Genomic DNA, 25344 nt, shown 5'->3' with positions numbered 1-25344 from the left:
TTTATTAATAAGAACAGCCCTTTAGATGGAAAATCTAATGGGCTGTTCTTATATTTATTACACCGGTAACAGAAGTAGGGGACGCCTATGCCGCTCGACCGGCCTTAAATCCGGAAGCGAGCAGCAGGGCCAAAAATCCCACGGCGACGCCCCACAAAACGAAGGCGTTTGAGCCGACCGCATCCAGCCCTCCGAAATACATCACTTCCCGAAGTCCTCCTGCCGCGAACCGCAGTGGCGTCCACGAATAGATCCAATCACGGGTCGTCTCTGACAAGAACTCTGGAGCCATGTTCAGCAGCGGCATAGAGAAGAACATCAGCAGTACGAGCAGCGGTATTCCACGGATTCCGATCCAATTCAGCAAGGAAGATTGTAACAAGAAGAAGGCCGATCCGGCCAACCAAAGGAATAACCACGTCTCCTTCGCGTTCACCAGTTCCATGCCGTACCAAGATGCAGCCATCCATACGGTAAAGCAAGAGGCTAGGCCGACGATCACAAGTCCCCCGATAGCCTGCAGCGCGCTGACTGTCCATCTCCTTGAACCCGCAGCAACCGCCTTCTGGCCAGCCAGAAACAAGATTATACCGGTCACCATGCTGCCGATCCATATGGTCTGGGTCAACAAACCTGGCGCATTCCCTGACGCACTATTCACCCCGGGAGGATGCACGACTTCTTCCTGAATGTTCACCGGTGTCATTAAAGCTTTAGCTGTTTCAACCGGAATCTGCTCTGTTTGCTGTCCGATCTGCTCAAGGAGCTGTTGTAACAGTTCCCCGCTGATCATTTTCATCGCTTGCCCCATTGCTTGTCTTATGACCATCGTGGCTTGGGTGTTCATACCCTCGTTAAAGATGATTTTTACATTAGCGGGAACCGGCGAGTGAGTTGCTAATGAGAGTAAGCTGCTGCTCAGATCCGCCGGAATGACCATCGCTCCGTAATATTCGCGTTTATCCAATCCTTCCCTGGCCTTTTCCTCGGAATTTACGACATGCCAGACGAATGGCATTGCCGGGTCTGAGACCAGCTTTTTCCGGATCATTTCCCCTACCGCAAACGTTCCTCCAGCCGCCAGCTCTGCCGGCCGGTCAAGGATAACGAGGGCCACCGGGAGCTCTTTTGGCTTCGATCCTAGCACTGATCCCATTATCGCTCCCCCGAATACAGTCAACACGATCAGAACAAGCACTAATCCAAGCCACGTCATTTTTTGTGTTACTATTCTCATCATTTTCTTCCTCTCGTTACATTCGTGAAGCGAAAGACACCACTGAAATTAAATTCGGCGATGTCTTTTTGCGATTTAGCTATTACAAACTTCAAAATCGATTGTTCGTATTTTTTCGCTTTTCTTCCGGCAGAATGGCCTCGATTACGTCCCAATGTTCAGCGATCTTTCCATCCTGTACGCGGAACAGATCATAGAAAGCAGTAGGCTGGCCATCAAATAGACCCTCACTCACGGTAAGAACAAAATCGCCTTGCCCGATGATCTGATGGATATGAGTATATTGAAATTCAACTTTTTTCTCCTTCATAGCCTGCAAAGCAGCGTGAAGGCCAGAGAGGCCGTCTGCAATATGTGGACTATGCTGAATGTAGGTATCTCCATCAAAGTAAGAGGCAAGCAGCTCTGGGTTCTTCCCGAGCAGGATGTTTTCCACATAGCTTTTGACAAATGCTTTGTTGGCCTCCGTCTTGCCGATATCCTTAATCGTAACCGGGCCGTCAATCATCGTATGATTGCTTGGAGTCTTTTCCACCATCTCTTGTAAATTGTCCCAATGTTCAACGATTAGTCCATTCTCAAACCGGAAGATATCAAATACGATTTTAGGGCCGTGAAAATGATATACCGAATGAAGAGCCACAACATTTCCATCAACTAACGCCCGCTTAATGTTTACCTTTGTGCCCATGTCCTTTAAATGATCAAGAGCACCAAGCATGTTTTCCCGGCCATCGAGTAAGGCCTGGTTGTGCTGAATATATTGATCAGGGTGAACGTTAGCCCTAATCGCTTCGGGATTGCCGCTCTCAAAACTTTCCAGCACGGCGATTGCCTTATGTACAAGCTCATTTTGATAGTTGAATGTCATTGGTGAATCCTCCTTAGAGTTATTTAGTCATTCGGATAAATAATGAACAGTCGTTGTTTATTTATCTTGTGCTCATTATAATAAAGGTTAATATAACGCTCAATATTCAATATTTTTAATTTTGAAGTATAATGGACAACTCATACTAGCTTTGTCGCTTAATGGCGCTAAATAAATTGAGGAGGCAAGGACACAATGAACAAAAAAACCGACTTAAGAATACTGCGCACGAAGCAATCGATTCGAAAGGCGTTTGATGAGCTTATTCAGGAAAAAGGATATGAGGCGATAACGATCCAGGATATTGCCGACCGGGCGATGATCAATCGGAATACATTTTATCTTCACTACCAAAACAAGCCTGATTTATTAGATACATGTATGAATGAATTGTTAAGCGATTTAAAGGAGGCAGTCGTTCTTTGTCCGATCAGCATGATTCCTTTCAGTATTTCTCTGCTTGAGACAGTCATGCAGACTGTACTGGAGCATATTTCTCAAAATATGAGCTTTTACCGTTCCATGTTGATTGATGAAAATCGAATCTATCCGTTTCGAGCGAAAATGGAGAATATCATTAAGGGTAAATTAATAGAGGGGTGGAAGCCTGCCCAGGAAAACTCCTCATCAGAGATATCCAAGGAGTTGCTGATCGAATTCCTCGGATCGGCTTTCATGGGAATTGTGATTTGGTGGCTTAAAAGCGATGAGCCCCTTCCTGCAGATAAAGTTTCATCTCAGTTTAGCAGAATCGTTGCCTATGGGCACTTAAGAGCTGCCGGTATTGATTGAAAAAAAGCCGAGTCTGTGCTACTATCAGAAAAATACAAATTTAGCGAAGAAGAGAAGGCTATGCCATAGCGTTTATGTCCAGAGAGCGGAGGGATTGCTGAAACCTCCGTCGTAACGCAAGTATAGTGTCGTCTCCGAGCTGTTGACCGAACGCGGTAAACGTGATTGCACGCCCGTAAGTAGGACCAACCGGCCTGGCATCCGTTAACATGCTGAAGGTATAGCATCGGCTGTACCTCATGAGACTGCAATTGCGAGATTGCAGTAAACCTGGGTGGTACCACGAACAACCCCTTTCGTCCCAAGGCTTCAAGCAGCAGCTTCGAGCCTTGGGAGGGAAGGGGTTATTTATTTAATACCAACAGGCGATGAAGAGAAAGCCGGCAAGGGCGGTTATGCCCAGAGAGCAGAGGAAACGCTGGAACCTTTGCCATAACCCTTTGCATGGTGTCGTCTCGGAGCTGTTAACCGATAGCGCGGCTGCTCTCTTTCCGTGCCCGCAAGTAGGCTTAACCGAAGTGGTGCTCGTTAACGCACAGCAGGTAAGGCATCAGCCTTACCTCATGAGGCTGCATCCGCGAGGGTGGCAGCGAACCTGGGTGGTACCGCGAAACAATCCCCTTTCGTCCCTGTATGAGCTGACGGCTGTCAGTTTGCTCAGGAGGAGAGGGGGTTTATTTTGCAAAGGAGGCTGCCCCATGGAACAGCAATTAGGAATGACGAATGAAACAACCATGCCATCAGAGGAATATATCACCGGTTCGGAGGTGCTTTTGCGCGGCTTGCTGCAGGAAGGCGTAGAGTGCGTATTCGGTTATCCTGGCGGAAATGTGCTCTATATTTATGACGCGATGGTACATCAGCCGAATTTCAAGCATATCTTGACCCGGCACGAACAAGGCGCAGTCCATGCGGCGGATGGTTATGCCAGGTCGACGGGGAAGGTAGGGGTATGCATCGCGACATCGGGTCCAGGAGCAACAAATTTGGTGACCGGCATCGCAACTGCCCATATGGATTCGGTGCCATTAGTGCTCATAACGGGGAACGTATCAAGGTCCGTAATAGGCACGGATGCTTTTCAGGAAGCGGATATTATTAGCATAACCATGCCCATAACGAAGCACAGTTACATGGTTCGGGATGTACACGATCTTCCCCGCATCCTTCATGAAGCCTTCTACATCGCGAATACGGGCCGCAAAGGTCCTGTCTTGATCGATATCCCAAAAGACGTTAGCAACCAGCAGATGGCATATCATCCAGCAGATACGGTTCAGTTGCGCGGATACCATGGAGCCCCGGAAATTAATCCGGCGGAAATAGATGCGCTGCTTCAGGCGATTGCAGAAGCGCACAAGCCGGTTATTATCGCGGGCGGCGGCGTAGTCTATTCAAACTCCTCGCAGGAGCTGATCCAATTCGTCCATACTACCCGGATTCCGGTCGCGACAACTCTGCTTGGCCTCGGCGGGTTTCCCAGTGATGACGAGATGTGGCTGGGCATGCTTGGACATCATGGTGTATATGAGGCCAATATGGCGGTACAGAATGCAGATCTCATTATTTCGATCGGCTCGCGTTTTGATGACCGGGTTACGATGAAATTGGACGGATTTGCGCCTCATGCCAAACGTATCGCCCATATCGATATTGATCCGGCGGAAATCGGCAAGAACGTGAAGACAGACCTCGCATGCATTGGTGATATTAATAACGTGCTCGCTTATGCGAACACAAAAGCGCAAGCAGCTCAGACAGGTACCTGGCTTGAGCAGCTTCAACAGTATAGAATGCAGCATCCGTTTCGGTATACTGATTCGGATACCGTAATTAAACCGCAATATGTGCTTAAGATGATTAGCGAAACGACGCAAGGGAATGCGATCATCACCACCGATGTAGGCCAGCACCAAATGTGGACTGCGCAGTTTTACCGCTTCAAGCATCCTCGCTCGCTCGTCACATCGGGCGGTCTTGGCACGATGGGCTTCGGCCTTCCGGCCGCGATTGGTGCTAAAGCCGGAAATCCGGATCGGCTCGTCGTCTCGATCAACGGCGACGGAGGCATGCAGATGTGCGCGCAGGAAATGGCGATTTGCGCGATTCATCAGATTCCGGTCAAAATCGTGGTCTTGAACAACCAGGTGCTTGGCATGGTTAAGCAGCAGCAGGAGCTGATGTACGAGCGACGCTACAGCCAGATCGACCTATCCGGCAGTCCGGACTTTGTCAAGCTGGCGGAAGCATATGGGATCAAGGGATTAAGGGCAACGAACAAGGAGGAAGCCTCCAAGGTCTGGTTAGAAGCGCTGCGGACGCCAGGACCAGTGCTCGTCGAGTTCGTCATCCCGACTAATGAGAATGTGTACCCCATGGTGCTTGCAGGCACCACGCTGGACCAAATGATTCTAGGGTACGACGAATAACTTTTATGATTTCGTTCAAAAAAAAGCGAAAGTCTGGGACTTTATTTCTTGTCCATGACTATCGCTTTTTTGATTTCATGAGTCCACATCGGAAGCGGATTTGTGCTCATTATTTATGAAATGGCTTGCAAAATGTTAACGATCTTCTTTTCCATGTTGGAATTGTCTATGATCTGCAGATATTCAGGTTTTAGTAATTGATACTGCTTCATGGAGTAGAAATCCATAATCGCTTGTTTCAAGGTGATATCATACTGAATCGAAAATGACGGCTCGATAAAACGCCGCAGCACAGCGTCATCTTGAACCATAAACAGCACAGCATTCATTCTGTTGAAAATCTGTTGCTCCATACCGGATTCAAAAAAAGCTTGTAGGCCTTTATTCCGGTTTTGCAGGGCAACGGACAGATTCTCAAAATGGTGTGGATAAAATTCCTTAAGATCTTGCAAGAACAGATCTGAGATATACGCGGCACACATTAAAGATTGTAAAAATGTTAATTGAAAACGATCCAAAAAAGAGACGGAATCATCTTTGACGACGGTGTCAGCTTTTTTCGAGTAATCAATGTAATAATCCACGACTTGTTCAATGACGTCGTCTTTGGAGGAGAAATGCTTATAGAGTGTCACTTTGCTGATATCCATATATTTTGCAAGATCATCGACTTTCAGCTGGCTGAATTTTGTTTTTCTTATCACGGGTTTTATTTTTTCCACATAGGTTTCTGCACTCACAGCTTTTCTCACGGATCAAGTACCTCCCTTTGTTGCTCATACAGCCCATTATAACAAATTGGCTGATGTTTATGTATAAATTTTATTAAATGAACTAATTTAATAATATTAGTTTACTTATTTAATTCACTGCTATATAATCGGTCCTGTACCTAATCATTCGAATACGGATTATATCAAGGGAGGACGAGATGAAATGGAAGCATTAAGTAAAGGGAAATTCTCTGACAAAAAGGTCGTGATCACGGGGGGCAGCAGCGGTATCGGCCTAGCAACGGCGAAGTTACTAGTGGATGAAGGCGCACACGTACTGATTACTGGACGTACTCAGGCGACGCTGGATGCGGCTCGTGCACAACTTGGCCACAATGCAATCGCGGTCATAAGTGATGCCGCCTCATTGAAGGATATCGACGCGTTAGCCGATCGGGTGAAGGCTGAATATGGAACAATAGATGCCCTGTTCGTTAACGCTGGTGTCACGGGGTTTGTACCTTTCGAGACAATGAGCGAAGAAAAGTACGATGAGATCCTTACCATCAACGCCAAAGGACCGTATTTCACCGTACAGAAACTCGCTCCGCTGCTAAGCGCAGGCAGCGGGGTAGTTCTTACCACCTCAATCGTGAATGTTGTGGGTCTCCCAATGCTCAGTGCTTACTCAGCCAGTAAGGCGGCGCTGCGGTCCATGACCCGGGGGCTGGCGCGTGAGCTATTACCTCGAAATATTCGCGTTAACGCAGTCAGTCCGGGTGTTATAGACACAGGCATCATGGAGAAGTCCATGCCGGAAGAAGCTGCCAAGCAGACAAAGGCACAGATGAAACAGCAGATCCCCATGCTGCGTTTGGGCGATCCGGTTGAGGTAGCCAAGGCTGTTGCATTCCTGGCATTTGAGGCCACTTACACCACCGGGGCTGAGTTCCCTGTTGACGGGGGCGGCTCCCAGATCTAAGGAGGATATACATTGAGTAAGAACCAACGAGAACATATTGCACTTATTACAGGCGCAAGTAACGGGATCGGCTTGGCCTTGACCCGGAGAATGCTGTCAGAGAACTGGCAGGTGGTGGCTCTAAACCGCTCGGATTTTCCGGCGGACGATAGATTTCTCCAAGATCAGCTCAAGGACGGACGGTTAAGAGTCTATAAAGTGAAGGATCTCACGGATTATGCCAGTTTGAGACACGCGTTGGATGAAATAAAAAGCAAGGAGCAGCGGATCGATATTTTGTTTAATAACGCCGGAGGAGGCTTAAGTGAGCTGCGCTATTCGAAGCAAGGCCGTGAATTGCATTATGAATTGTTAACGGTCGTGCCGTATATTATTCTGATGGAATTGAAGGAGCTGTTGAAGAACGGCAGTTTAAAAACGGTGATTAATACTTCGTCGCAGGTGTTTAGATTTACGAAGGAGTTTACGATCGAAAAATTGGAGCAGCCCAAAACCTTCCGTAAAATGTATGGTCCCTACGCGACTTCCAAGCTGGCTCTTTCATTGTGGACCCAAGCTATCGCTCCGCAGCTTGCAAAGGAAGGCATCAAGATCCGCAGCGTGGACCCGGGCATTAACAACACGCTAAGAAAAGGAAAAGATTCCGGATTGACCGCAGGGTTTGAACTGTTTATGAAGTTTTTGTCTTCTCCGCCTACCCATGGAGCCAACCTGTTATATGAGGGAGCTCTGGGTAAAAACAGAAATGAGACTGGCGTGTTTCTATTCAAAGATCGGGTTGCAGACTTGAAATTCACAGAATATGCGCAGCAAGTGCTGGAAAAGATATCCGATGTCTACAGTCATGAATTTCTTGGCGGGAGTGTTCAACGATAAAGCAGAAAAATATATCATTAGGCCATCGTAATCCGGTGGCCTGCCTCTTTTGGAAAGGCTGACGAAAAATCCCCCATCCGGATAGATGGGGGAATGGTACCGGCAAACTTTTATTTTTTTGCGCGCCGGTCATTCGCCGAACCCACAAATTGATTTCTGGCCGCACCGAAACCAACGATACCGAGGAGGGCAGAAGCGCCAACCAATATCAGGAGTGGGGCGTTCCAGCTATGACTGGCATCGTGCAAGAATCCAATCAGTGCCGGGCCGGCAGCAGCCAGCAGATATCCGATGGATTGGGCCATGCCCGATAATTCAGCGGCCTGATGGGCACTTTGGGTACGCAGGCCGAAGAACATCATGGACAAGCCAAAAGCAAATCCCGATCCAATGCCGAGAATAATCACCCAAAGCAGAAGCAAACCGGTACTGCTATAGAGAAGTCCAAGTGTTCCGATCAAAAGCAGAATGGTTGTAATCCCCGCTAACAACCGCTGGTCCGACATACGGCCTGCCATCACAGGAACGATAAAGGCAAAGGGGAGGGAAGCCATAATCAGAACGGAGAGAAACCAGCCGGATTGGCTTGAACTGATGCCTTGATCTTTGAGGATTTCGGGCAGCCAGGCCACCAGCACATAGAAAATGGCCGATTGTATTCCCATAAAAAGCGTCACCTGCCAAGCCAGTGGAGAACGCCATATATTGACTCGATGATTGTTATCTGCACTGTGGGCAGCAGCGGCTGGCTTCGCCGGAGTCTTGAGCTGCGGTATCCAAAAGAGAATGGAGATCACGCTGAGTATCCCCCATATTCCCAAAGCCCCTTGCCAGCTCAAGCCTGCCCCCACAGCTAAAGGAATACTGATCCCGGAAGCAATCGCCCCGCATAGATTCATTGAAACCGAATAAACCCCTGTCATGGTGCCCATTTGCTGCGGAAATTCCCGTTTAATCAGGCTGGGAAGCAATACATTACATATCGTAATAGCAAACCCTAAAATGGCTGTTCCCACATACAAGGTCACTGCTCCGGATAACGACCGGACGGCAATACCGGTGACCAAAAAAATAAGGGAAACCAGGATCATTCGTTCTACACCATATTTATGTCCCAATTTCGGTACAAAAGGGGATAGCAAGGCAAAGGCAATTAGTGGCACGGTGGTAATCAGGCCAGCTAATGTATTTGAAATATGCACGTTATCCCGAATTAGACTGACCAAGGGACCCACGGATGTGAGCGGAGCCCGCAAATTCGCTGCGATAAAAATAATTCCTGCGATCATGAGCCAGAGTGTGGCTTGCTTGCGAATGCCGGTACTCGATATTCCATCCTGCTTGTTTAACAATTGTTCTGGTGAACTCATATGTGTACCTCCTGTGTAAGAGCCTTTTCAATGTATAAACGGACAGCCTCCTCCGCTTGATGACTATCCTGATTGGCAATAGCTTGATAGAGCAGGGCATGAGAATCGAGATAAAAATCCGCATGTTTAAAATACTTCATATCCAAAACCATATTTTGCAGCGCCTCGGAAATATGATTGTACAAATTCGCCATCAATTGGTTATGGGAAGCAGCAATCACCGTCTTGTGAAACTCCACATCCCAATGAGCATAAGCCTGGATATCCTGCCGGGCGGCTGCTTGTCTGCACTGGTCCAGGCATGTCCGAATGGCCTCCAGATCTTCCTCGCCTCTTCTGAGCGCAGCCAGGGCAGCAGCTTCTCTTTCTAATGCATACCGTACCTCCAGGCTCTCAAGCCTATCGGTATGCTGAATCACTTTGCTAATCACTGACCCCAGAACGCTTGAGGAGCAGACATAAGTGCCATCTCCTTGTCTGGTCTTCAGCAGCCCCGCATACGTTAGAGCCCGAATCGCTTCCCTTAAGGTATTACGGCTGACTTGGAGCTGTTCCATTAGCTCGGGCTCTGGAGGAATACGCGTCCCTACTTGCCATTCACTGCTTTCGATCTTCTCCTGGATCTGGTAGGCTACTTGTTCCACCAAGGTTAGACGTTGAGTCTGAGCTAACAATAGTATCATTCCTTTGCAAACGTAGGATGTTTGGTAGTTCGGTAGAATTGTAGCATATTCATTTCGGTTTGAAAAGATGAAAATGATATTGATTCTCAATATCAGTCGTGTTAATATGATTTTGTTCAGTGATGAACAAAAATTTAAAGCAATTTATTACTGCCACTGAATAAGGTCTGCAACTAAATACATGGGAGGAGAAATGTGATTTGGAGTTTCAAAATCATTCTAAAGGTCACCTTTACGAGCAATATATCCGAATGCTGCATTTGAACGAATTATATACAGAACATGAAATTAACGTGTTTCGGGAGCAAGCCCAAAAGCTTCAGATTGATATGCTCTCCAATAATATTACCAGTGTGCACGTCATTGATTGCATTGGTGATCATGAGCCAATCAATCATACGGGAATTGTGAAAAGAATGAATTTGTCCAAAGCAAGTATTACAAATATTAGCTCAAAGCTATTGGAGATGGGTTTCATTGTGAGAAAGCAAATGAACAACAACCGGAAGGAAAGTTATTTCAGTCTAACGGATAAGGGAAGACAGGTTTATCAACTGCACCAAAAGATGCATCAAGAGAAAGAAGAGAGCTTTTATAAGTTCATTGATTCTTATTCAGAGGCTGAGTTACAGACAATCGGAAAATTCATGGGTGATCTGTTGGCGCGTGCTGAAAAACACTATGGAAGGGGAGCTGAGGAGAATGACGACACGACAGACTGAGATGGAAGGAAGCATCGGCTGATGAAGAAAAAAGATTCGGACCTGTCAGAATTACAGCAGCTTGCCAGGGAGAAAAGAAAGGTTCAATTCTACCTCAGATTGATGCTGGGATTAGGCTCAACCTGTGGTGTGATGGTACCGATAGAACCCTTTTTTATGACTTTAAATGAGCTGTCCGCGAAAGAGGCCGCACTTATACAACAAGCAAAGGATCGATCAGACCAATGGGAATGAAAAAGCAATGAAATGAATGAGCGGCACTCAACAATGAGCGGCCGCTTCTTTTTATGCTTTATAATTTTTCCGAATAAAATGCTTTGGATACGGCCTCGGTCGCTTTATCAATAAAAGCTGCAACTTTACTCGGGCTTTCCTTGAGACCACTGCTCACCCACTTTTTAATAATGGCTATACTGCCATGAGCGGTGAACGTATACCAGGACTCGAATAATTGCGGATCAAAATATTTTAATTCCTGCTTCCAGCGCTCAATCGTCAGATCGTGACTGATATACAGGATTCTTTCCAATAATTCTTTGTCGCCGTGCTCCGAGAACAGAACCTCACATATCGTTTTATTCGCTTTTATATACTTACATAATTCATAAGATAGCTTCTGAGGGTTGGACGAACTCATCCCGACTTGCTTAATGTCTTCGTAAAGATCATTTTCGATCGTTGCAAGAAGCTCAAACTGATTCGCATAGTGTGAATAAAAGGTGTTGCGGTTAATCCCTGCTTCGCTGCAAATGTCGGTCACAGTAACTTTATTGATGGAACGTTCCGTCAGCAGCTTTAACAAGCTTTCTTTAATAACCATTTTTGTATATCTCACCCGGTGATCTGTTTTTTTGTCTGACATACTATCCCTCCAATTTTAAATAATAAAATAGTAAATGAACAAATCTAAGATGATTTGTATGGTAACTAACATAATTCAAACGAACAGTCTGTTGTTTTACTAACACGGTGATATTATAATTTATTTGAACGTACGATTCAAATTAAATTAATTGGAGGAACAATATGGGTGATATAACTGTCGTGCCTGTATGGATAATTCAAGATATTGCCGTCTTAATTGCTGCTATCCTAATGGTTTTCTATATCCTTGATAAAGAAACACATCCCAAAACGGTTTTATTGCAATTTATAGGTTTTGTGTTTTTTTACGCCGCCGTTTTTGAAATTACGGCTTCATCGCTCGGGGAAGGGTTCTACGCCTATGGGCGCAGTATTTTGATGTTATTTAATATACCGATTACTGTTCCTATTATTGAGTTTCTGATTATTTATTCCACTTTGCGTGTTCTAAAGTCTGTAAATATACCGTCCTGGACGAAACCTTTTATTACGGGATTGAGCGCTATGGTGTTTGACTTTTCACTCGACCCGGTGGCCGTTAAACAGATTTATGAGACCATGGATGGAACCATTGCAAGATGGACGTATTATCCGCTGGCCGGGGAACCTCAGATCTATGGGGAACCCGTGATGAATTTTACAGGATGGATTTATATAGCGGGGTATTGGACCGTCTTTATTCTGATTGGGGAATGGTGGCATAAAAAGAAAGGCTACAGTAAAACCGTTGGTTACATCTATCCGTTCCTGGCGGCCCTTGCGTCATTGGCTTGTATGTTCTCACCGTTATCTAACTTCTTTAATTATATGGGGCCGTTCTTCGAAAGAACCTCTAATATGCAATGGGTGATGTTGATTGCCCTTTCTGTAATTACAATCGGAGTTTTAGCGTTAACCTTCATAAAGTTCTGGGACCGGAAGGCTAACTATTCAATCACTCCCAAAAAAGATTTTCCGATCATGTTTACTTTCCTGGGATTCCCGCTGGTTAACACTATATTTTGCCTTATCGGAGGTTTCACGGAAGTCTTGTGGCTGGTCGTGCTGGCTCAGATCGTATTAATGGTAGCCTGGATTGGAATTTATAGGATGGGTAAAAAGGCAAGTCCGATCGCGAGGTAGTTAAAAAAACACCGCCAGCTTTAGCCGAAAAGGTCTAAAGTCTGGCGGTGTTTTTTGGTGCCTTCTTCGTTAAGGCAGCACATTCCCGGCTGCGCGGTAAATCTCGTACCATTCCTCACGGCTGAGGGTGATATCGGAGGCCTTGGCGATGTCCAGCAGGCGGGCGGTGTTGGTGGTGCCGACAATCGGCTGCATTCGGGCCGGGTGTCTGAGCAGCCAGGCGATAGCGATTGCGTTGTCGGTTACGCCTTTGTCCCCGGCAATACGGTTAATGACTTCGTTCACCTTAGGGAATTTCTCGTTGCCGAGGAATACGCCTTCAAAGAAGCCGTACTGGAACGGCGACCATGGCTGGATGGTCATATCGTGCAGACGGCTGTACTCCAGAATTCCGCCGTCGTGGACTACGGAACCGGCATTGGTCATGTTGACATTGAAGCCGGCATCTATCATGCCGGTAACCATAATGCTAAGCTGAAGCTGGTTGAACAGAAGGGGCTGCTTGACGTTCTTCTTCAGCAGCTCGATCTGCAGCGGGTTCTGGTTGCTGACGCCGAAGTGCTTAACCAGGCCTCTGCGCTCCAGATTATCGAAGGCTTCCGCTACTTCCTCCGGCTCCATCAGGGTGTCAGGACGGTGGAGGAGAAGGACATCCACATAATCGGTCTGCAGCCGCTTCAGGCTGTTCTCTACCGAAGTCACAATATGCTCCTTGGAGAAGTCGAAGAAGCCGTTACGGATACCGCATTTAGCCTGGATCATCAGCCGTTCGCGCATGCCGGGGTTCGCGGCCAGCACGTGGCCGAATACTTCCTCTGCCTGACCGCCGGCATAAATATCCGCATGGTCAAAGAAGTCGATCCCGGCCTCCAGCGCGCTGTGGATATGCACTTCAGCCTCTTGCGGCGATAAATCGGCAATCCGCATACAGCCCAGAGAAATCTCGGAGACCTCAAGTGTACCGTTAGCGACGTTAATTCTTTTTACCATTAATATTTCACTCCTTAAATGAAAGGTTCTGCGTTAAGCTTAGACCTTAGAGTTAGGTGTAAGTCAATAGATTCATAGAGCAGTTGTTCACAGCATCCGATTGGTGTACGTTATAAGAGAAAACAATGCTAGCTGACAGAGAGGGGCTGCTCAAATGGGCTACAGCATCAAAACCATAGCACAAAAAAGCGGACTAAGCCAATATACGCTGCGTTACTATGAACGGGAGGGAGTATTGCCGGTAGTGGGAAGGGATGCCAACGGCAACCGCTGCTTCAACGACGAGGATCTGGAGCTGATCTCGTTAATCTGCTGCCTGAAGGATACCGGAATGGCTATCGCCGATATTAAGCAATTCATTGCGTACTCTCAAGAAGGCAGGGACCGTCTGCCCGACCAGCGCAGGCTGCTGCAGGAGCATAAACAGCATATCGATGAGAAGATTAAGTTCTTTCAGAGCTTTGCCCGGAAGATTGACCATAAGATTGCTTATTTTGCCTCCCTTGAGAATGAAGCGAACGCCTCCGGAAATCCTAAGACCACCTGAAAAAGTCAGTTATCTGCACCAAAGTTGTGATTCTCTACTGGGAGCCGGGGCAAACTTTGGGTAGAATAAGGACCAGATTCACTTCAAGAAGATGAAGGAGGACAAAATGATGTCTGGTAAGGAACCAAGCCTGGACTGGTTAAGCGATGTATCCGTATTTCAGGTGAACCGGTTGGAAGCGCATTCGGATCACCGGTATTATAGAACGATGGAGGAGGCGGAGCAGCAAGGGCCGATGGCGCTGCGCCACCCGCTGAACGGAGACTGGAAATTCAGCTATGCGGTGAATGCGGCTGCCCGTGTTCAGGATTTCTATAAGACGGATTATGATACCAGCGGCTGGGGGGATATTCAGGTGCCGGGTCATATCCAGCTTCAGGGGTACGGCAGGCCGCAATATGTCAACACGATGTATCCGTGGGATGGCCTGGATGCTGTGCGGCCGCCGGATATTCCGGAGAGCAGCAATGTGGTGGGGAGTTATGTGAAGATGTTTGAGGCTCCGGCGGAGTGGAAGAAGGGGCCGGTCTTTATTTCTTTTCAGGGCGTGGAGGCGGCTTGTTATGTGTGGCTGAACGGGCATTTCGTCGGCTACAGCGAAGACAGCTTCACTCCTGCCGAGTTCGAGCTGACGCCTTATCTGCAGGAAGGAGCCAACAAGCTGGCGGTAGAGGTCTATCAGCGCTGTACGGGGAGCTGGCTGGAGGATCAGGATTTCTGGCGGTTCTCGGGGATTTTTCGCGAGGTGTATCTGTATACGGTTCCTGAGCTTCATGTGCAGGATCTGCGGATTCAGGCCGGGCTGGATGCTTCCTACGAGCAGGGTATGTTAACGGCTGAGCTTCGCATGGCGTCGGAGGCCGAAGCTGTAATCCGTGTGGAGCTGAAGGATGCGGCCGGTGCTGTGGTGGCGGAAGCAGAGGGACAGGCTGTGGCGGGCAAGGTAGCTCTAAGCGTGGAAGTAGGCAAGGTGTTCCCGTGGAGTGCCGAGAATCCGTACCTCTATAACGTCTATATCTCTGTATATAACAGCCAAGGCGAGCTGGTGGAGGCGATTGTACAGCGGGCCGGATTCCGCACGTTCGAGCTGAAGGATAAGCTGATGCTGCTGAACGGGAAAAGGATCATGTTCAAAGGTGTCAACCGCCACGAGTTCAACTCGCGCACGGGCCGGAGCATCTCCAGGGAAGATATGATTAAGGATATCATCATCCTGAAGCAGAACAATATTAACGCGGTGCGGACCTCGCATTATCCGAATCAGACGCTCTGGTATGAGCTGTGCGATGAATACGGGGTGTATGTCATTGATGAGATGAACCTGGAATCCCACGGCTCGTGGCAGAAGATGGGCGCGGTTGAGCCGTCCTGGAACATTCCCGGGGATAAGCCGGAGTGGGAGGGGATTGTCATGGACCGGGCGGTGTCGATGCTGGAGCGCGACAAAAACCACCCGTCCATCCTGATCTGGTCCTGCGGGAATGAATCGTATGCAGGCGAAGTGATTCTGAAGGTATCCCGGTATTTCCGCGAGAGTGACCCGGGCCGGCTGGTTCATTATGAAGGGGTATTCCACAACCGCAAGTATAATGACACCAGTGATATGGAGAGCCGAATGTATGCGAAGCCTGCGGATATTGTGGAATATCTGGAGAGCCAGCCGGACAAGCCGTATATCAGCTGTGAGTATATGCACGCTATGGGCAATTCGGTCGGGGGACTTCATAAATATATCGAGCTGGAGAGCCGGTACCCGCTGTATCAGGGCGGCTTCATCTGGGATTACATGGACCAGGCGCTGATGGCCAAGGACAGGTATGGACAGGAGTATCTGGCGTATGGCGGGGATTTCAATGACCGGCCGACAGACTATAGCTTCTGCGGGAACGGGATTGTGTTCGCGGACCGGACGCTTACGCCGAAGATGCAGGAGGTGAAATTCCTCTACCAGAACATCCGGCTTGTTCCTGAACGGGATGCTGTGACGGTGATCAACGGCAATCTGTTCGCGGGGACGGACCGGCTGCTGCTGGAGTTCCGGTTATTGCGAGAGGGACGGGAGATCTTCAAGGGGCAGCAGGAGGTTCATGTGGCTGCACAGGAGGAAGCACGAATTCCGCTGGAGCTGCCGGAGGTGTCTGACGCCCCGGGAGAATACACGCTGGCGGCCAGCCTGGTGCTGAAGGAAGCGGAGCTATGGGCCGAAGCGGGCTTCGAGACGGCTTACGGAGAGGTTGTGTTCCGTGTAGAAGCGGCCGATGCAGCGGCCGGTTTAGCGGCTGACGGAGGCAAGGCTCTGCTGCCTGCGGCAGCGGAGTTCCGCGTGATTGAAGGGGATGTGAATATCGGGGTCACCGGGCGCGGCTTCTCGGCTCTGTTCTCCAAGCAGGCCGGCTCTCTGGTATCGCTCTGCTACGGAGGGCGTGAGATGATCGCGACTCCGCCGGCTCCATTGTTCTGGCGGGCCACCACCGACAATGACAAAGGGACCGCGCTGGCTTATCATGCCGGCGGCTGGTTCGCAGCCAGTCTTGCCCGCCAGTGTACGGCGGTCAGACTGCATTCGGAAGCAGACCGGGCCACGGTCAGCTTCGACTATGCCTTCAGCATCAGCAGCGGGCTGAAGGCAAGCATTGAATACACGGTCCATGCCGATGGCAGCGTCCGTGTCCGCATGGTTTACACCGGGGCAGACGGTCTGCCGGATGTGCCGATTGTGGCCGTTTCCTTCCGGATGTCCGCAGACTACGAGGCCTCCGAGTGGTATGCCCGCGGACCGGAAGAGAACTACTGTGACCGCGCATACGGCGCGCGGCTCACCCGCTTCCGGCGGAAGGTGGCGGAGCTGCCGTCGCCGTATCTGGTGCCGCAGGAATCCGGCAACCGGACGGGGGTCCGTGAGGTGAGCATCACGGACAGCCGGGGCTACGGGCTGCACATTCAGGCGGCTGCGGGGCAGCCGCTGGAATGCACGCTGTCGCCGTACACGGCATTCGAGCTGGAGCAGGCGGCGCACGCTTATGAGCTGCCCAAGGCGCATTATACGGTCGTGACCGTTGCCAGGCAGCAGATGGGGGTTGGCGGGGATGACAGCTGGGGAGCGCCGGTGCATCCGGAATACCGGATCGCCGCCGATCAGCGGCTGGAATTCGGGTTCACGCTGACGGCGGCGTTGCCGGAGGCATAATTATAGGGAAACAGGCCATCAGCGGGGACTCGCTGATGGCCTGTTTTCATGAGAACCGCTGCCGGTACTCACGCGGCGACACTCCCTCCAGCTTCATGAAGCTGGAGCTGAAGTAGGAGGCCTGGTTGAAGCCGACCTCGCCTGCGATCCGCGAGATCGGGAAGCTGGTCTGCATCAGCAGCAGCTTGCTCTGCCCGATCCGGTAGCGCAGCAGGTATTCCATCGGCGAGCAGCCGTACTCCTTGTTCATGCAGCGGGCAATATAGACCGGATGAAAGTTCAGGCTGTCGCCCAGCATGGCGGTGGTAATCTCTTCACGGTAGTGGGCCCGGAGATAGGAGGCCGCCTGCTCGGCGCAGACGGTAGACTGGGAGCTGCGCTGCTCCGGGTTCCGGGAGGCGGCCAGCAGCTGCAGCAGCTCCTGAAAGAGCAGCTGCTGACTGAACCGGACAGCCTCCAGATGAGCTGTAGCCTGTAATTGCTCCAGCCCGTCCAGTACCTCATAGGCCTTGTCCGGCTGCAGCAGAGTGATGAACTGCGGCAGCTCCAGATGGAAGGAGCTGATATTGAAGAAGGAGGCAGGCAGCTCCGCAACAGACGCATTGTCATGGCCGGAATCCGTGTCTGCCGGGGATAACGGCAGAGAATCATGGAAGGTCTGGAAGTGAAGCCAATAGTAGGCGGTCTCTTCCTTGCAGCCTGCGGTGCCGAAGTGGCGGCTGTCCGGCCGCAGAATCAGGGCGTCTCCCGCCTTCACGGTGAACCGCTGCTCCTCCTCGCCGATATAGAGGCAGCCTTGCCGTACAATCAGCAGGTCGAATACCTTGATCTGCTGGCGGCTGCGGTGCTGGTAGCCCGGCTGGCAGCGGTTGAAGCCGCTGGCAATGTAATGCGGCAGGGGAGGAATACGGAAGACGAGCGGGTTCATAAGGAGCCTCCTGAATGATGGTTTGGATATTGAAAGTTTAGGTTTAAGATATAGTATATTTTTCAGAGTATATCACCTATAATGAATTCCAGGCAAGTTTAAATCGTGAGGCTGCGTGCAGGTCTGGCGTAATCTGAGTATCACCCCGGATGTTCTCCGTATGGAGTGCCGTCCGGGGCTTATTTGCGTTATAGCTATGGTTACTGCACAAAAGTATGAAATGTTCACAGCCCGGTTGGCTGCATAATACAGGAATATCCCGAACCTTCACTGTTCAGCTTGCAATGGTATCTTCTATACTCAGGTCATCACATTGGACGAAGCAGACAGGCCGCAGAGGGGCGTCGGCTTCGGACCCGGTGCCGCGGCACAATGTAAAGAGTATTTCTTGATAGGAGAGTGAAGGCTTTGAGACATCTTAAACGCAAGGGCGGTATACCGCTTGTCACCCAGCTTCCATTAAAGGGAGCGGGCGGGCTAACCTCGCAGTCCGGGACAGGCACCCGCATGAAAAAGAAGGGCTTCCTGCATGAGCTGGTCCATAACCGGGTGCTGTTCCTGATGCTGCTGCCCACGCTGCTGTTTTTCCTGGTTAATTCGTATTTTCCGATGGTCGGGGTCTATTATGCGTTCACGCAGTTCGACTTCAATTCCGGGCTGTTTGATGCTCCGTTCGTAGGGCTGAAGAACTTTGAGTTCCTCTGGAAATCGGGCACGCTGGTGAAGCTGACGCTCAATACGATCGGGTACAACCTGGCCTTCATTCTGCTGGGGAACGTGCTGGCGATTGCCTGTGCCATTCTGCTCAGCGAGCTGCGGGTGAAATGGTTCAAGAAGCTGACCCAATCCATCATGTTCCTGCCGTACTTCGTATCCTTCGTCATCCTGAGCGTTATCGTCTACAATGTGTTCAATTATGATAACGGTTTCCTGAACACGCTGCTGACGCAGTTTGGCTCCAATCCTGTGGATGTCTACAACAATCCGGTGATTTGGATTTTCCTGATCATTCTTTTCTATCTGTGGAAAAATCTCGGCTACAGCATGGTCATCTACCTGGCGTCCATCACGGGCATCAGCGAGGAATATTATGAAGCGGCCAAAATAGACGGCGCCCATATTTTTCAGCGGATCTGGTATATCACGGTGCCGATGCTGAAATCAACCTTTGTGATGCTGCTGCTGTTCTCGCTGGGCAGTATTATGAAGGGGCAATTTGACCTCTTTTACCAGCTGATCGGGAATAACGGGGTGCTGTACAACACAACAGACATTCTGGATACGTATGTATTCCGTTCACTTAAGGTGACCTTTGATGTCGGGATGGCCACGGCAGCCGGTCTGTATCAGTCGCTGTTCGGCTTCTTCCTGATCATGACGGTCAACTACATTATCCGTAAAATCAATGACGATTACGCCCTGTTCTAGAAGGACACTGCACTCAATTAGGAAGGAGAACATGCGCATGACCATTAAAGACGACCACTATACCAGGCTGCTGCAGGGATTGGCTTACACGGTGATTATACTGGGCTCCCTGGCCTGTCTGATTCCGTTCCTGCTGATTATTTCCGCCTCCCTGACCGCGAATGATTCGATTATCAAGGACGGCTATCATTTCATTCCGGCACAGTTCTCGCTGGAGGGCTACAAGACGGTATTCACCTTTCCCGATGAGGTACTGCGGGCTTACGGGGTAACCTTGTTCACTACAGTGACGGGGACGGCGCTGGGCCTGTTCTTCATGACCATGGCCGGGTATGTGCTGGCCCGCAAGGACTTCAAGTACCGCAATACCTTCTCGTTCTACATCTATTTCACCACCCTGTTCGGCGGGGGACTGGTGCCCTGGTACATCATGATCACCAAGTATCTGCATCTGACGGATTCGTATGGGGCGCTGATTTTCCCGGGGCTGATGACGCCGTTCCTGATTATTCTGATGAAGAATTTCATCCGTTCGGCGGTGCCTGAGGAGCTGTTCGAATCGGCCAAGATTGACGGGGCAGGCGATTTCAAAATCTACTGGCGGATCGTGCTCCAGCTCTCGATGCCCGGCATCGCGACGGTGGGTCTGTTCCTGGCCCTGACTTACTGGAACGACTGGTTCTCCTCGTCGCTGTTCATCAATGATCCGCATAAGTACCAGCTGCAGTTCCATCTGTACAATGTCATCAACTCGGCTTCCTTCATTGCCAATATGGGGGCGGGCACCGGGGTCAGCCTGGGCAGCGATCTGCCTACGGAATCCACCAAGATGGCGATGGCCATTGTCGTCACGGGACCGATTCTGTTCCTGTATCCGTTCATCCAGCGTTATTTCGTCAAAGGTCTGACGATCGGCGCAGTCAAAGGTTAGAACCGGCTGGCAGATTGTACCTTTACCGTGCAGCTGCTATATCGGCTAACATAGAGTAACACCGGATGGGCAGCGGCCCATCGCATTATCGCTCACCACATTAATTAGGAGGGTTCATTCATGAGAAAGACAACTGGCCGCAAATCTCTGGTTACGCTTACAGCAGGGCTGCTCACTCTGTCGCTCCTTGCAGGCTGCGGCGGAGGCGGCAACAATACAAGCGCCGGTAACGGCGGGAAGGACGGGAACAGCGGCACACCGGCAGCATCCGAGGGAGCTGCTCCGGCAGCGGATACCGGGATTGATACCTCGAAGAAGGTGGAGCTGCAATTCTATATGCTGGGCGATGCTCCTAAGGACCTGCCGGCCATTCAGGCGGAGGTCAACAAAATGGCTGAGGCTGACCTGAACGCTACGGTGAAGTTCAACTTCACCAGCTGGACGGACTGGGATCAGAAATACAAGCTGCTGCTGTCCTCCGGCCAGGCGATTGATCTGATTTTCACCGCAGACTGGACGCAATATCAATCCTACGCGAAGCGCGGCGCATTTCTGCCGCTGGATGACCTGCTGCCGAAGGCGGCTCCCGAGCTGCAGAAGTTCGTGCCTGCCTCGATGTGGGAGGATGTTAAGGTAGACGGGAAAATCTACACCGTTCCGTCGACCTTCAAGGAGTATGTGACCAACGGGTTCGTCTACCGTGAGGATCTGCGCAAGAAATACAATCTTCCGGAGCCGAAGGATCTGGCCAGCTATGAGGCTTACATGGACGGCATTGCCAAAAATGAGCCGGACATGATGCCGATGTCCCTGAACAGCGATGTGGGCAACAATCTGCACTACATTTATACGGAGCTGAACAAGATGATCGGCGCGCTGCCTTACGGGATGGGCGTGAAGTATGACTCCCCGGGAACGGTCTACTCCTACTGGGGCTCGGATGAGCAGAAGGAAGAGCTGAAGACGATGAAGCGCTGGGCGGACAAGGGCTTCATTCCGAAGAATGTGCTGAACATCAAGGATACGATGCAGGACCCGGTGACTTCGGGCAAAGCTGCCAGCATGTTCGGGGATAACCCGAACCGCTTCAATGATATGAAGATGAAGATCAGCACAACCCACCCGGATTGGGAGCTGGCCTACTCTCCGTTCGGATTGACTACCGGCTATGCGACTCCTGTCCATCCGATTCACAACGGGTTCGCGATTCCGAAGAGCAGCAAGAACCCGGAACGGGCACTGGCCTTCTATCAGAAAATGGTGCTCGACAAGCGGTATAACCAGCTGACGCAATATGGCATTGAAGGCAAGAACTACACGGTCGAAGACGGCTACTACAAGCTGGTCGGCACCAGTACCTCGAACGGCTTCTCCCGTGAGGGCATGAACGGCTGGGCGTGGAGAAATCCGGAATTCATGCTGTTCGACAAGGGCTTCGACGGGGTGAAGGCGATCTTCGATGAGCTGGATAAAATCCAGAAGCCGGACCTGTTCCTCGGCTTCGCGGAAGACTACTCCTCATATCAGGCGGAGAAAGCCGCGCTGGAGCAGGTGGAGAAGCAATATCTGTTCCCGCTGGAGGCCGGACTTGTGGATGATGTAGATAAGGGCCTCGAAACCTTTATGCAGAAGGCGAAGCAGGCGGGGCTGGAGAAGATTCAGGCGGAGTGGACGAAGCAGTGGGAGGCTTATGTTGCGGAGAAGGGTCTGAAGTAGGGAAGCCCTGGTGGTGGCCCCGGTGGTGGCCCCGGTGGTGGCCCCGGTGGTGGCCGCTTGGTGGGACGCTCCGCAAACGGAATGATGTGAGCGGTGAAAATCCGGACACAAAGGCGAACGCTGCCGCTTCTCCACATTCATTCCGTTTGCTCCGCTGCCTGCGCGTGTCATTGGTAACACCCACACTACATCTGCCACGTCAGCCCAATGGCTTTCGCGGCAAGAGGGAAAAAGCAGAGAGCCCGTCTCCATGAATTTGGAGACGGGCTGATGTTGTTTCACATCCACCGCAAAGGGCAGAAGCAAAAATTAACTGCAAGGGACAAAGCGGAAAACCTTGCTTGGTGTTCCACCAAAGCGCGAACTGCCACAACAGCAAAGGAAAAACTGGCTTGGTGTTCCACCAAAGCGTGAACAGCAAAAGCAAAGAGCAACAGAAAAGGGCAAAGATCTGGGCTTGGTGTTCCACCAAAGCAAAGGACGAAATCCTGCATAAATTGCAGCATTGTACTTTATAAATGAGGACTGAGCAGGAAATGTTGCACGGAATGCAGGATTTCGCATAGGTTTAGCGGATACTTGAGCGAGTTGCTGCATTTGGTGCAACATTTTAACACAGAAGCGAAGGATTCAGGTCTCTAAGTTGCAATTTATGCAACTTAGGGTCCAGGCAAGTTTGTTTACCCCCGCCCCTATTCCACCTGCGCACTCTTCAGCCGCCGGAAGTCGGTGGGCGTTGTACCGAAGCTGCGCTTGAACATCCGGTGCAGGTACGAGCTGCTGGTGAAGCCGCAGCGCTCGGCAATGCTCGTCACCGGCAGGTCGGTATTCTCCAGCAGGGCGCAGACCTCGCGCATCCGCACCTCCAGAATGACATCGACGATGCTCTTCATCGTCTGCTGCTTATAGAGACGGCTGATATAGATGGGGGACATGCCCAGCTCATCGGCGATCTGGTTGAGGCTCAGCTGCGGCTTCATGTAATCCTCGTTGATTTTGGTATTAATCTGGCAGATGAGGTCGTGCTGCTTGGTGTTTTTTTTATCGGACAACTGCTCCTGCAGGCTGAGGAAAAGGGCGGCGAAGGCCGTCTCCAGCTCCTCTATGGTCTCAATGGCCTCCAGACTGGGCAGCCCGCACACTCCGTCAATCTGTAAGCGGTTACGTCTCTGGATAGCATTCACAATCTCGCTGACGGTCACGCTGAGTCTGGACACGGTTAACTGCACCGTCTGGAAGGGGAAGGCCTCAGTCTCCCGGATCATACTGCTGAACTGTACGGCGGCCTCGTCCACTTTTCCGCTCAATAGGGCATCCGTCAGCTTCTTCTCCTTGTCGGCCGGATAATGGTAAGTTCCGGATTCCAGCGCGCAGATATCCCTGGCATTAATGATACAGCCATGTCCGTAGAACAGCCGGTGATTTGACGCCTCCCGGACTTGCTTGTAGAGCTGATGCAGCTGGTCCGCGTTGCGGTCAATATGGCTGTAGGTGAGCGTAAGGCTCAGCTTCAGATAATCGGAGCAGGCCTGCTGGATCTGCCGGAGCAGCGCCTCGATCAGTCCGGTGTCGGTGTATTCCACGGGATCGATAATGTTCAGCAGCACCAGAATGCCGTCATCGTTCATATCCACCGTCTCCACCCGGTAGGTCTGGCCGCAGATTTCCGAAGCGATGTTCATGATGGCAAACTTGGAGGCCAGCAGATAGGAGGATCGGGCTTCCCGGAACTCCTGGTAACGGTCAATCCTCAGCAAAATCAGGCGGTAATCATCATTGAAGGTGAAATGAATGCCAAGCTTGCGCAGCTTCTCCATCTGCTGCATCGACTGCGGCGGCTTCAGGCCGAGGATCAGGTCGCGCAGCGTATTTTGCCGGATCATGAACATGCTGTCGCGCTTCTCGTTCTCCAGAACCTTCATCTCGCTGACAATCCGGTTAATCGGCAGATACAGTGTACGGGACAAGATCCAGGAGAGGCCTATTCCGGCTACCAGCACGAGGCCGGCAATGAGCAAGGTGGTGTTGCGGATCGTATTGGTCTGCTCGGTTATGCTCTCATACGGCGTAATCCGCACATACTGCCAGTTGAAGGCATCCGGCGCTGTGTAAGAGATCAGAGAATTCACCCCGCCGAACGGCGCGATGAAATAACCGGCTTCCCGGCCCTTGATCCGCTGCTGGATGAAGCCTGACTCCTCCGGGGTAAGCTCCTGCGGCTGCAGACTGCTGCTGGACCGGAACGAACCCTGGTCGTCCAGAATATAGGTTGCATTGGCGGAATCTGCCGGGCTGGCAATCTCCTTATTGATCCACGGGGCCGAGATATTCACAATGACGGCTGAATTAATGGCCCGGTCCCAGCCGATTGCATCCAGACAGAGGAACGTATAGGCACGGACCTGATCATTCTCCTGAGCCCCATTGGAATAGACCCGGGGAATCGGCGTGAATGGTTTGTAGTCCTGATAGTGGCTCAGGATATCCAGAATGGAGGTGTCCACCATCTCCTGTGCGGTAAAGACTCCGTTCTGGCCGTGGGAGGAAGCGATATACAGCTGTCCGCCCTTGGGATTGTATACATAGATTGATTCAATATAAGGCATGGAGCTTAAGTAGTTGCCGAGCTCGGACATGGCTGCTGTGACATCATAGATGTCCGGCTTGTCGTAGAAGACAATTTTGGAGATGGTGCTGTTGCGGTAGATTTGAAAAGAAAGCGATTGCGCCGCATCCGTCATGTTCACGACCTCCCGGCTGGTCTGGGTGAGATTGCCCAAGTCGGACTGGAAGGCCTGCTTCTTCTCGACGCCGATATAATAGTTGTAATAGATAATGGTCGAGACCAGAAAGGTGAACGAGACGCAGAGTGTAATACTGACTAACATCCTGCTGTACAGCGCTCTTGGATTGCCGATCTTGTTCAGTCTCATGGAATACCCCCTGTCTCCTGCTC

At 50.7% G+C, this 25344-nt stretch carries 21 protein-coding genes; 12 read left to right on the top strand and 9 right to left on the bottom strand.

The features are described 5' to 3' along the window. Positions 1-85: 85 nt before the first annotated feature. Together MHI24_RS11535 and MHI24_RS11530 are read right to left on the bottom strand one after the other, a co-directional pair. Positions 86-1237 (bottom strand): ABC transporter permease, encoded by a 1152-nt coding sequence (locus MHI24_RS11535; protein WP_340026662.1) that lies wholly within the window; start codon positions 1235-1237, stop codon positions 86-88. 91 nt (positions 1238-1328) lie between these two features. Further along, positions 1329-2108 (bottom strand): nuclear transport factor 2 family protein, encoded by a 780-nt coding sequence (locus tag MHI24_RS11530; RefSeq protein ID WP_340025771.1) that lies wholly within the window; start codon positions 2106-2108, stop codon positions 1329-1331. Positions 2109-2303: 195 nt separating this feature from the next. Between MHI24_RS11530 and MHI24_RS11525 the strand changes: the two genes are divergently transcribed. Together MHI24_RS11525 and ilvB are read left to right on the top strand one after the other, a co-directional pair. After that, positions 2304-2900 carry a TetR/AcrR family transcriptional regulator gene (locus tag MHI24_RS11525; RefSeq protein WP_340025770.1) on the top strand — a complete coding sequence of 199 codons (597 nt, stop codon included), beginning with the start codon at positions 2304-2306 and terminating at the stop codon, positions 2898-2900. A gap of 698 nt (positions 2901-3598) precedes the next feature. Continuing rightward, positions 3599-5329, top strand: a complete 1731-nt coding sequence (gene ilvB, locus MHI24_RS11520) for a biosynthetic-type acetolactate synthase large subunit (RefSeq protein WP_340025769.1) — start codon at positions 3599-3601, stop codon at positions 5327-5329. Positions 5330-5442: 113 nt separating this feature from the next. On the opposite strand, the gene MHI24_RS11515 is transcribed toward ilvB, so the two are convergent. Next, complete coding sequence (locus MHI24_RS11515) at positions 5443-6081, bottom strand: TetR/AcrR family transcriptional regulator (protein ID WP_340025768.1); 639 nt, start codon at positions 6079-6081, stop codon at positions 5443-5445. 184 nt (positions 6082-6265) lie between these two features. Between MHI24_RS11515 and MHI24_RS11510 the strand changes: the two genes are divergently transcribed. Next, positions 6266-7024 carry an SDR family oxidoreductase gene (locus MHI24_RS11510; RefSeq protein WP_340025767.1) on the top strand — a complete coding sequence of 253 codons (759 nt, stop codon included), beginning with the start codon at positions 6266-6268 and terminating at the stop codon, positions 7022-7024. A 12-nt stretch (positions 7025-7036) separates the two neighbouring features. Further along, complete coding sequence (locus MHI24_RS11505; RefSeq protein WP_340025766.1) at positions 7037-7900, top strand: SDR family NAD(P)-dependent oxidoreductase; 864 nt, start codon at positions 7037-7039, stop codon at positions 7898-7900. A 110-nt stretch (positions 7901-8010) separates the two neighbouring features. Here the strand turns inward: MHI24_RS11505 and MHI24_RS11500 are convergent, their stop codons facing one another. Next, a complete protein-coding gene (locus MHI24_RS11500; protein WP_340025765.1) occupies positions 8011-9270 on the bottom strand; it encodes an MFS transporter in 1260 nt (419 codons plus the stop codon). After that, the gene (locus MHI24_RS11495) at positions 9267-9944 is read right to left on the bottom strand and encodes an FCD domain-containing protein (protein WP_340025764.1); all 678 of its coding nucleotides are present in this window, start codon (positions 9942-9944) and stop codon (positions 9267-9269) included. Before MHI24_RS11495 ends, MHI24_RS11500 begins: the two co-directional genes overlap by 4 nt. A 209-nt stretch (positions 9945-10153) precedes the next feature. Here MHI24_RS11495 and MHI24_RS11490 point away from each other — a divergent pair, with 209 nt between their 5' ends. Together MHI24_RS11490 and MHI24_RS11485 are read left to right on the top strand one after the other, a co-directional pair. Beyond that, a complete protein-coding gene (locus MHI24_RS11490; protein WP_340025763.1) occupies positions 10154-10675 on the top strand; it encodes a MarR family transcriptional regulator in 522 nt (173 codons plus the stop codon). Between the two features lie 21 nt (positions 10676-10696). After that, the gene (locus tag MHI24_RS11485; protein WP_340025762.1) at positions 10697-10909 is read left to right on the top strand and encodes a hypothetical protein; all 213 of its coding nucleotides are present in this window, start codon (positions 10697-10699) and stop codon (positions 10907-10909) included. Between the two features lie 58 nt (positions 10910-10967). On the opposite strand, the gene MHI24_RS11480 is transcribed toward MHI24_RS11485, so the two are convergent. Beyond that, on the bottom strand, positions 10968-11537 hold the full coding sequence (locus MHI24_RS11480) for a TetR/AcrR family transcriptional regulator (protein ID WP_340025761.1): 570 nt from the start codon (positions 11535-11537) through the stop codon (positions 10968-10970). 164 nt (positions 11538-11701) lie between these two features. Here MHI24_RS11480 and MHI24_RS11475 point away from each other — a divergent pair, with 164 nt between their 5' ends. After that, positions 11702-12661, top strand: a complete 960-nt coding sequence (locus MHI24_RS11475) for a carotenoid biosynthesis protein (protein WP_340025760.1) — start codon at positions 11702-11704, stop codon at positions 12659-12661. Between the two features lie 69 nt (positions 12662-12730). Here the strand turns inward: MHI24_RS11475 and MHI24_RS11470 are convergent, their stop codons facing one another. Beyond that, positions 12731-13651 (bottom strand): aldo/keto reductase, encoded by a 921-nt coding sequence (locus MHI24_RS11470; protein ID WP_340025759.1) that lies wholly within the window; start codon positions 13649-13651, stop codon positions 12731-12733. Positions 13652-13805: 154 nt separating this feature from the next. Here MHI24_RS11470 and MHI24_RS11465 point away from each other — a divergent pair, with 154 nt between their 5' ends. Both MHI24_RS11465 and MHI24_RS11460 read left to right on the top strand, forming a co-directional pair. Beyond that, complete coding sequence (locus MHI24_RS11465; protein ID WP_340025757.1) at positions 13806-14198, top strand: MerR family transcriptional regulator; 393 nt, start codon at positions 13806-13808, stop codon at positions 14196-14198. Positions 14199-14307: 109 nt separating this feature from the next. Continuing rightward, a complete protein-coding gene (locus MHI24_RS11460) occupies positions 14308-17385 on the top strand; it encodes a glycoside hydrolase family 2 TIM barrel-domain containing protein (protein WP_340026661.1) in 3078 nt (1025 codons plus the stop codon). Between the two features lie 46 nt (positions 17386-17431). Here the strand turns inward: MHI24_RS11460 and MHI24_RS11455 are convergent, their stop codons facing one another. Then, positions 17432-18313, bottom strand: coding sequence for a helix-turn-helix domain-containing protein (locus tag MHI24_RS11455; RefSeq protein WP_340025755.1), 882 nt, complete (start codon positions 18311-18313; stop codon positions 17432-17434). 507 nt (positions 18314-18820) lie between these two features. Between MHI24_RS11455 and MHI24_RS11450 the strand changes: the two genes are divergently transcribed. The 3 genes from MHI24_RS11450 to MHI24_RS11440 all read left to right on the top strand — a co-directional run bounded on the left by MHI24_RS11450 (position 18821) and on the right by MHI24_RS11440 (position 22388). Beyond that, complete coding sequence (locus MHI24_RS11450; RefSeq protein WP_340026660.1) at positions 18821-19741, top strand: ABC transporter permease subunit; 921 nt, start codon at positions 18821-18823, stop codon at positions 19739-19741. A 37-nt stretch (positions 19742-19778) separates the two neighbouring features. Further along, positions 19779-20672, top strand: a complete 894-nt coding sequence (locus MHI24_RS11445) for a carbohydrate ABC transporter permease (protein WP_340025754.1) — start codon at positions 19779-19781, stop codon at positions 20670-20672. Positions 20673-20792: 120 nt separating this feature from the next. Then, complete coding sequence (locus MHI24_RS11440) at positions 20793-22388, top strand: extracellular solute-binding protein (RefSeq protein ID WP_340025753.1); 1596 nt, start codon at positions 20793-20795, stop codon at positions 22386-22388. Positions 22389-23080: 692 nt separating this feature from the next. Here the strand turns inward: MHI24_RS11440 and MHI24_RS11435 are convergent. Next, positions 23081-25321, bottom strand: coding sequence for a helix-turn-helix domain-containing protein (locus MHI24_RS11435; protein ID WP_340025752.1), 2241 nt, complete (start codon positions 25319-25321; stop codon positions 23081-23083). Positions 25322-25344 lie beyond the last annotated feature (23 nt).

The organism is Paenibacillus sp. FSL K6-1096, assembly GCF_037977055.1.
Lineage (GTDB): Bacteria > Bacillota > Bacilli > Paenibacillales > Paenibacillaceae > Paenibacillus_AQ.
The sequence above is the reverse complement of the archived record's forward strand: the minus strand, read 5'-3'. Positions and strand labels throughout refer to the sequence as shown.

Coding starts and splice junctions, on each gene's coding strand:
- MHI24_RS11435 (WP_340025752.1), bottom strand. CDS start 25,321: ATGAGACTGAACAAGATCGGCAATCCAAGAGCGCTGTACAGCAGGATG.
- MHI24_RS11485 (WP_340025762.1), top strand. CDS start 10,697: ATGAAGAAAAAAGATTCGGACCTGTCAGAATTACAGCAGCTTGCCAGG.
- MHI24_RS11510 (WP_340025767.1), top strand. CDS start 6,266: ATGGAAGCATTAAGTAAAGGGAAATTCTCTGACAAAAAGGTCGTGATC.
- ilvB (WP_340025769.1), top strand. CDS start 3,599: ATGGAACAGCAATTAGGAATGACGAATGAAACAACCATGCCATCAGAG.
- MHI24_RS11455 (WP_340025755.1), bottom strand. CDS start 18,313: ATGAACCCGCTCGTCTTCCGTATTCCTCCCCTGCCGCATTACATTGCC.
- MHI24_RS11470 (WP_340025759.1), bottom strand. CDS start 13,651: ATGGTAAAAAGAATTAACGTCGCTAACGGTACACTTGAGGTCTCCGAG.
- MHI24_RS11465 (WP_340025757.1), top strand. CDS start 13,806: ATGGGCTACAGCATCAAAACCATAGCACAAAAAAGCGGACTAAGCCAA.
- MHI24_RS11535 (WP_340026662.1), bottom strand. CDS start 1,237: ATGAGAATAGTAACACAAAAAATGACGTGGCTTGGATTAGTGCTTGTT.
- MHI24_RS11480 (WP_340025761.1), bottom strand. CDS start 11,537: ATGTCAGACAAAAAAACAGATCACCGGGTGAGATATACAAAAATGGTT.
- MHI24_RS11450 (WP_340026660.1), top strand. CDS start 18,821: ATGAAAAAGAAGGGCTTCCTGCATGAGCTGGTCCATAACCGGGTGCTG.
- MHI24_RS11500 (WP_340025765.1), bottom strand. CDS start 9,270: ATGAGTTCACCAGAACAATTGTTAAACAAGCAGGATGGAATATCGAGT.
- MHI24_RS11475 (WP_340025760.1), top strand. CDS start 11,702: ATGGGTGATATAACTGTCGTGCCTGTATGGATAATTCAAGATATTGCC.
- MHI24_RS11530 (WP_340025771.1), bottom strand. CDS start 2,108: ATGACATTCAACTATCAAAATGAGCTTGTACATAAGGCAATCGCCGTG.
- MHI24_RS11525 (WP_340025770.1), top strand. CDS start 2,304: ATGAACAAAAAAACCGACTTAAGAATACTGCGCACGAAGCAATCGATT.
- MHI24_RS11440 (WP_340025753.1), top strand. CDS start 20,793: ATGAGAAAGACAACTGGCCGCAAATCTCTGGTTACGCTTACAGCAGGG.
- MHI24_RS11460 (WP_340026661.1), top strand. CDS start 14,308: ATGTCTGGTAAGGAACCAAGCCTGGACTGGTTAAGCGATGTATCCGTA.
- MHI24_RS11445 (WP_340025754.1), top strand. CDS start 19,779: ATGACCATTAAAGACGACCACTATACCAGGCTGCTGCAGGGATTGGCT.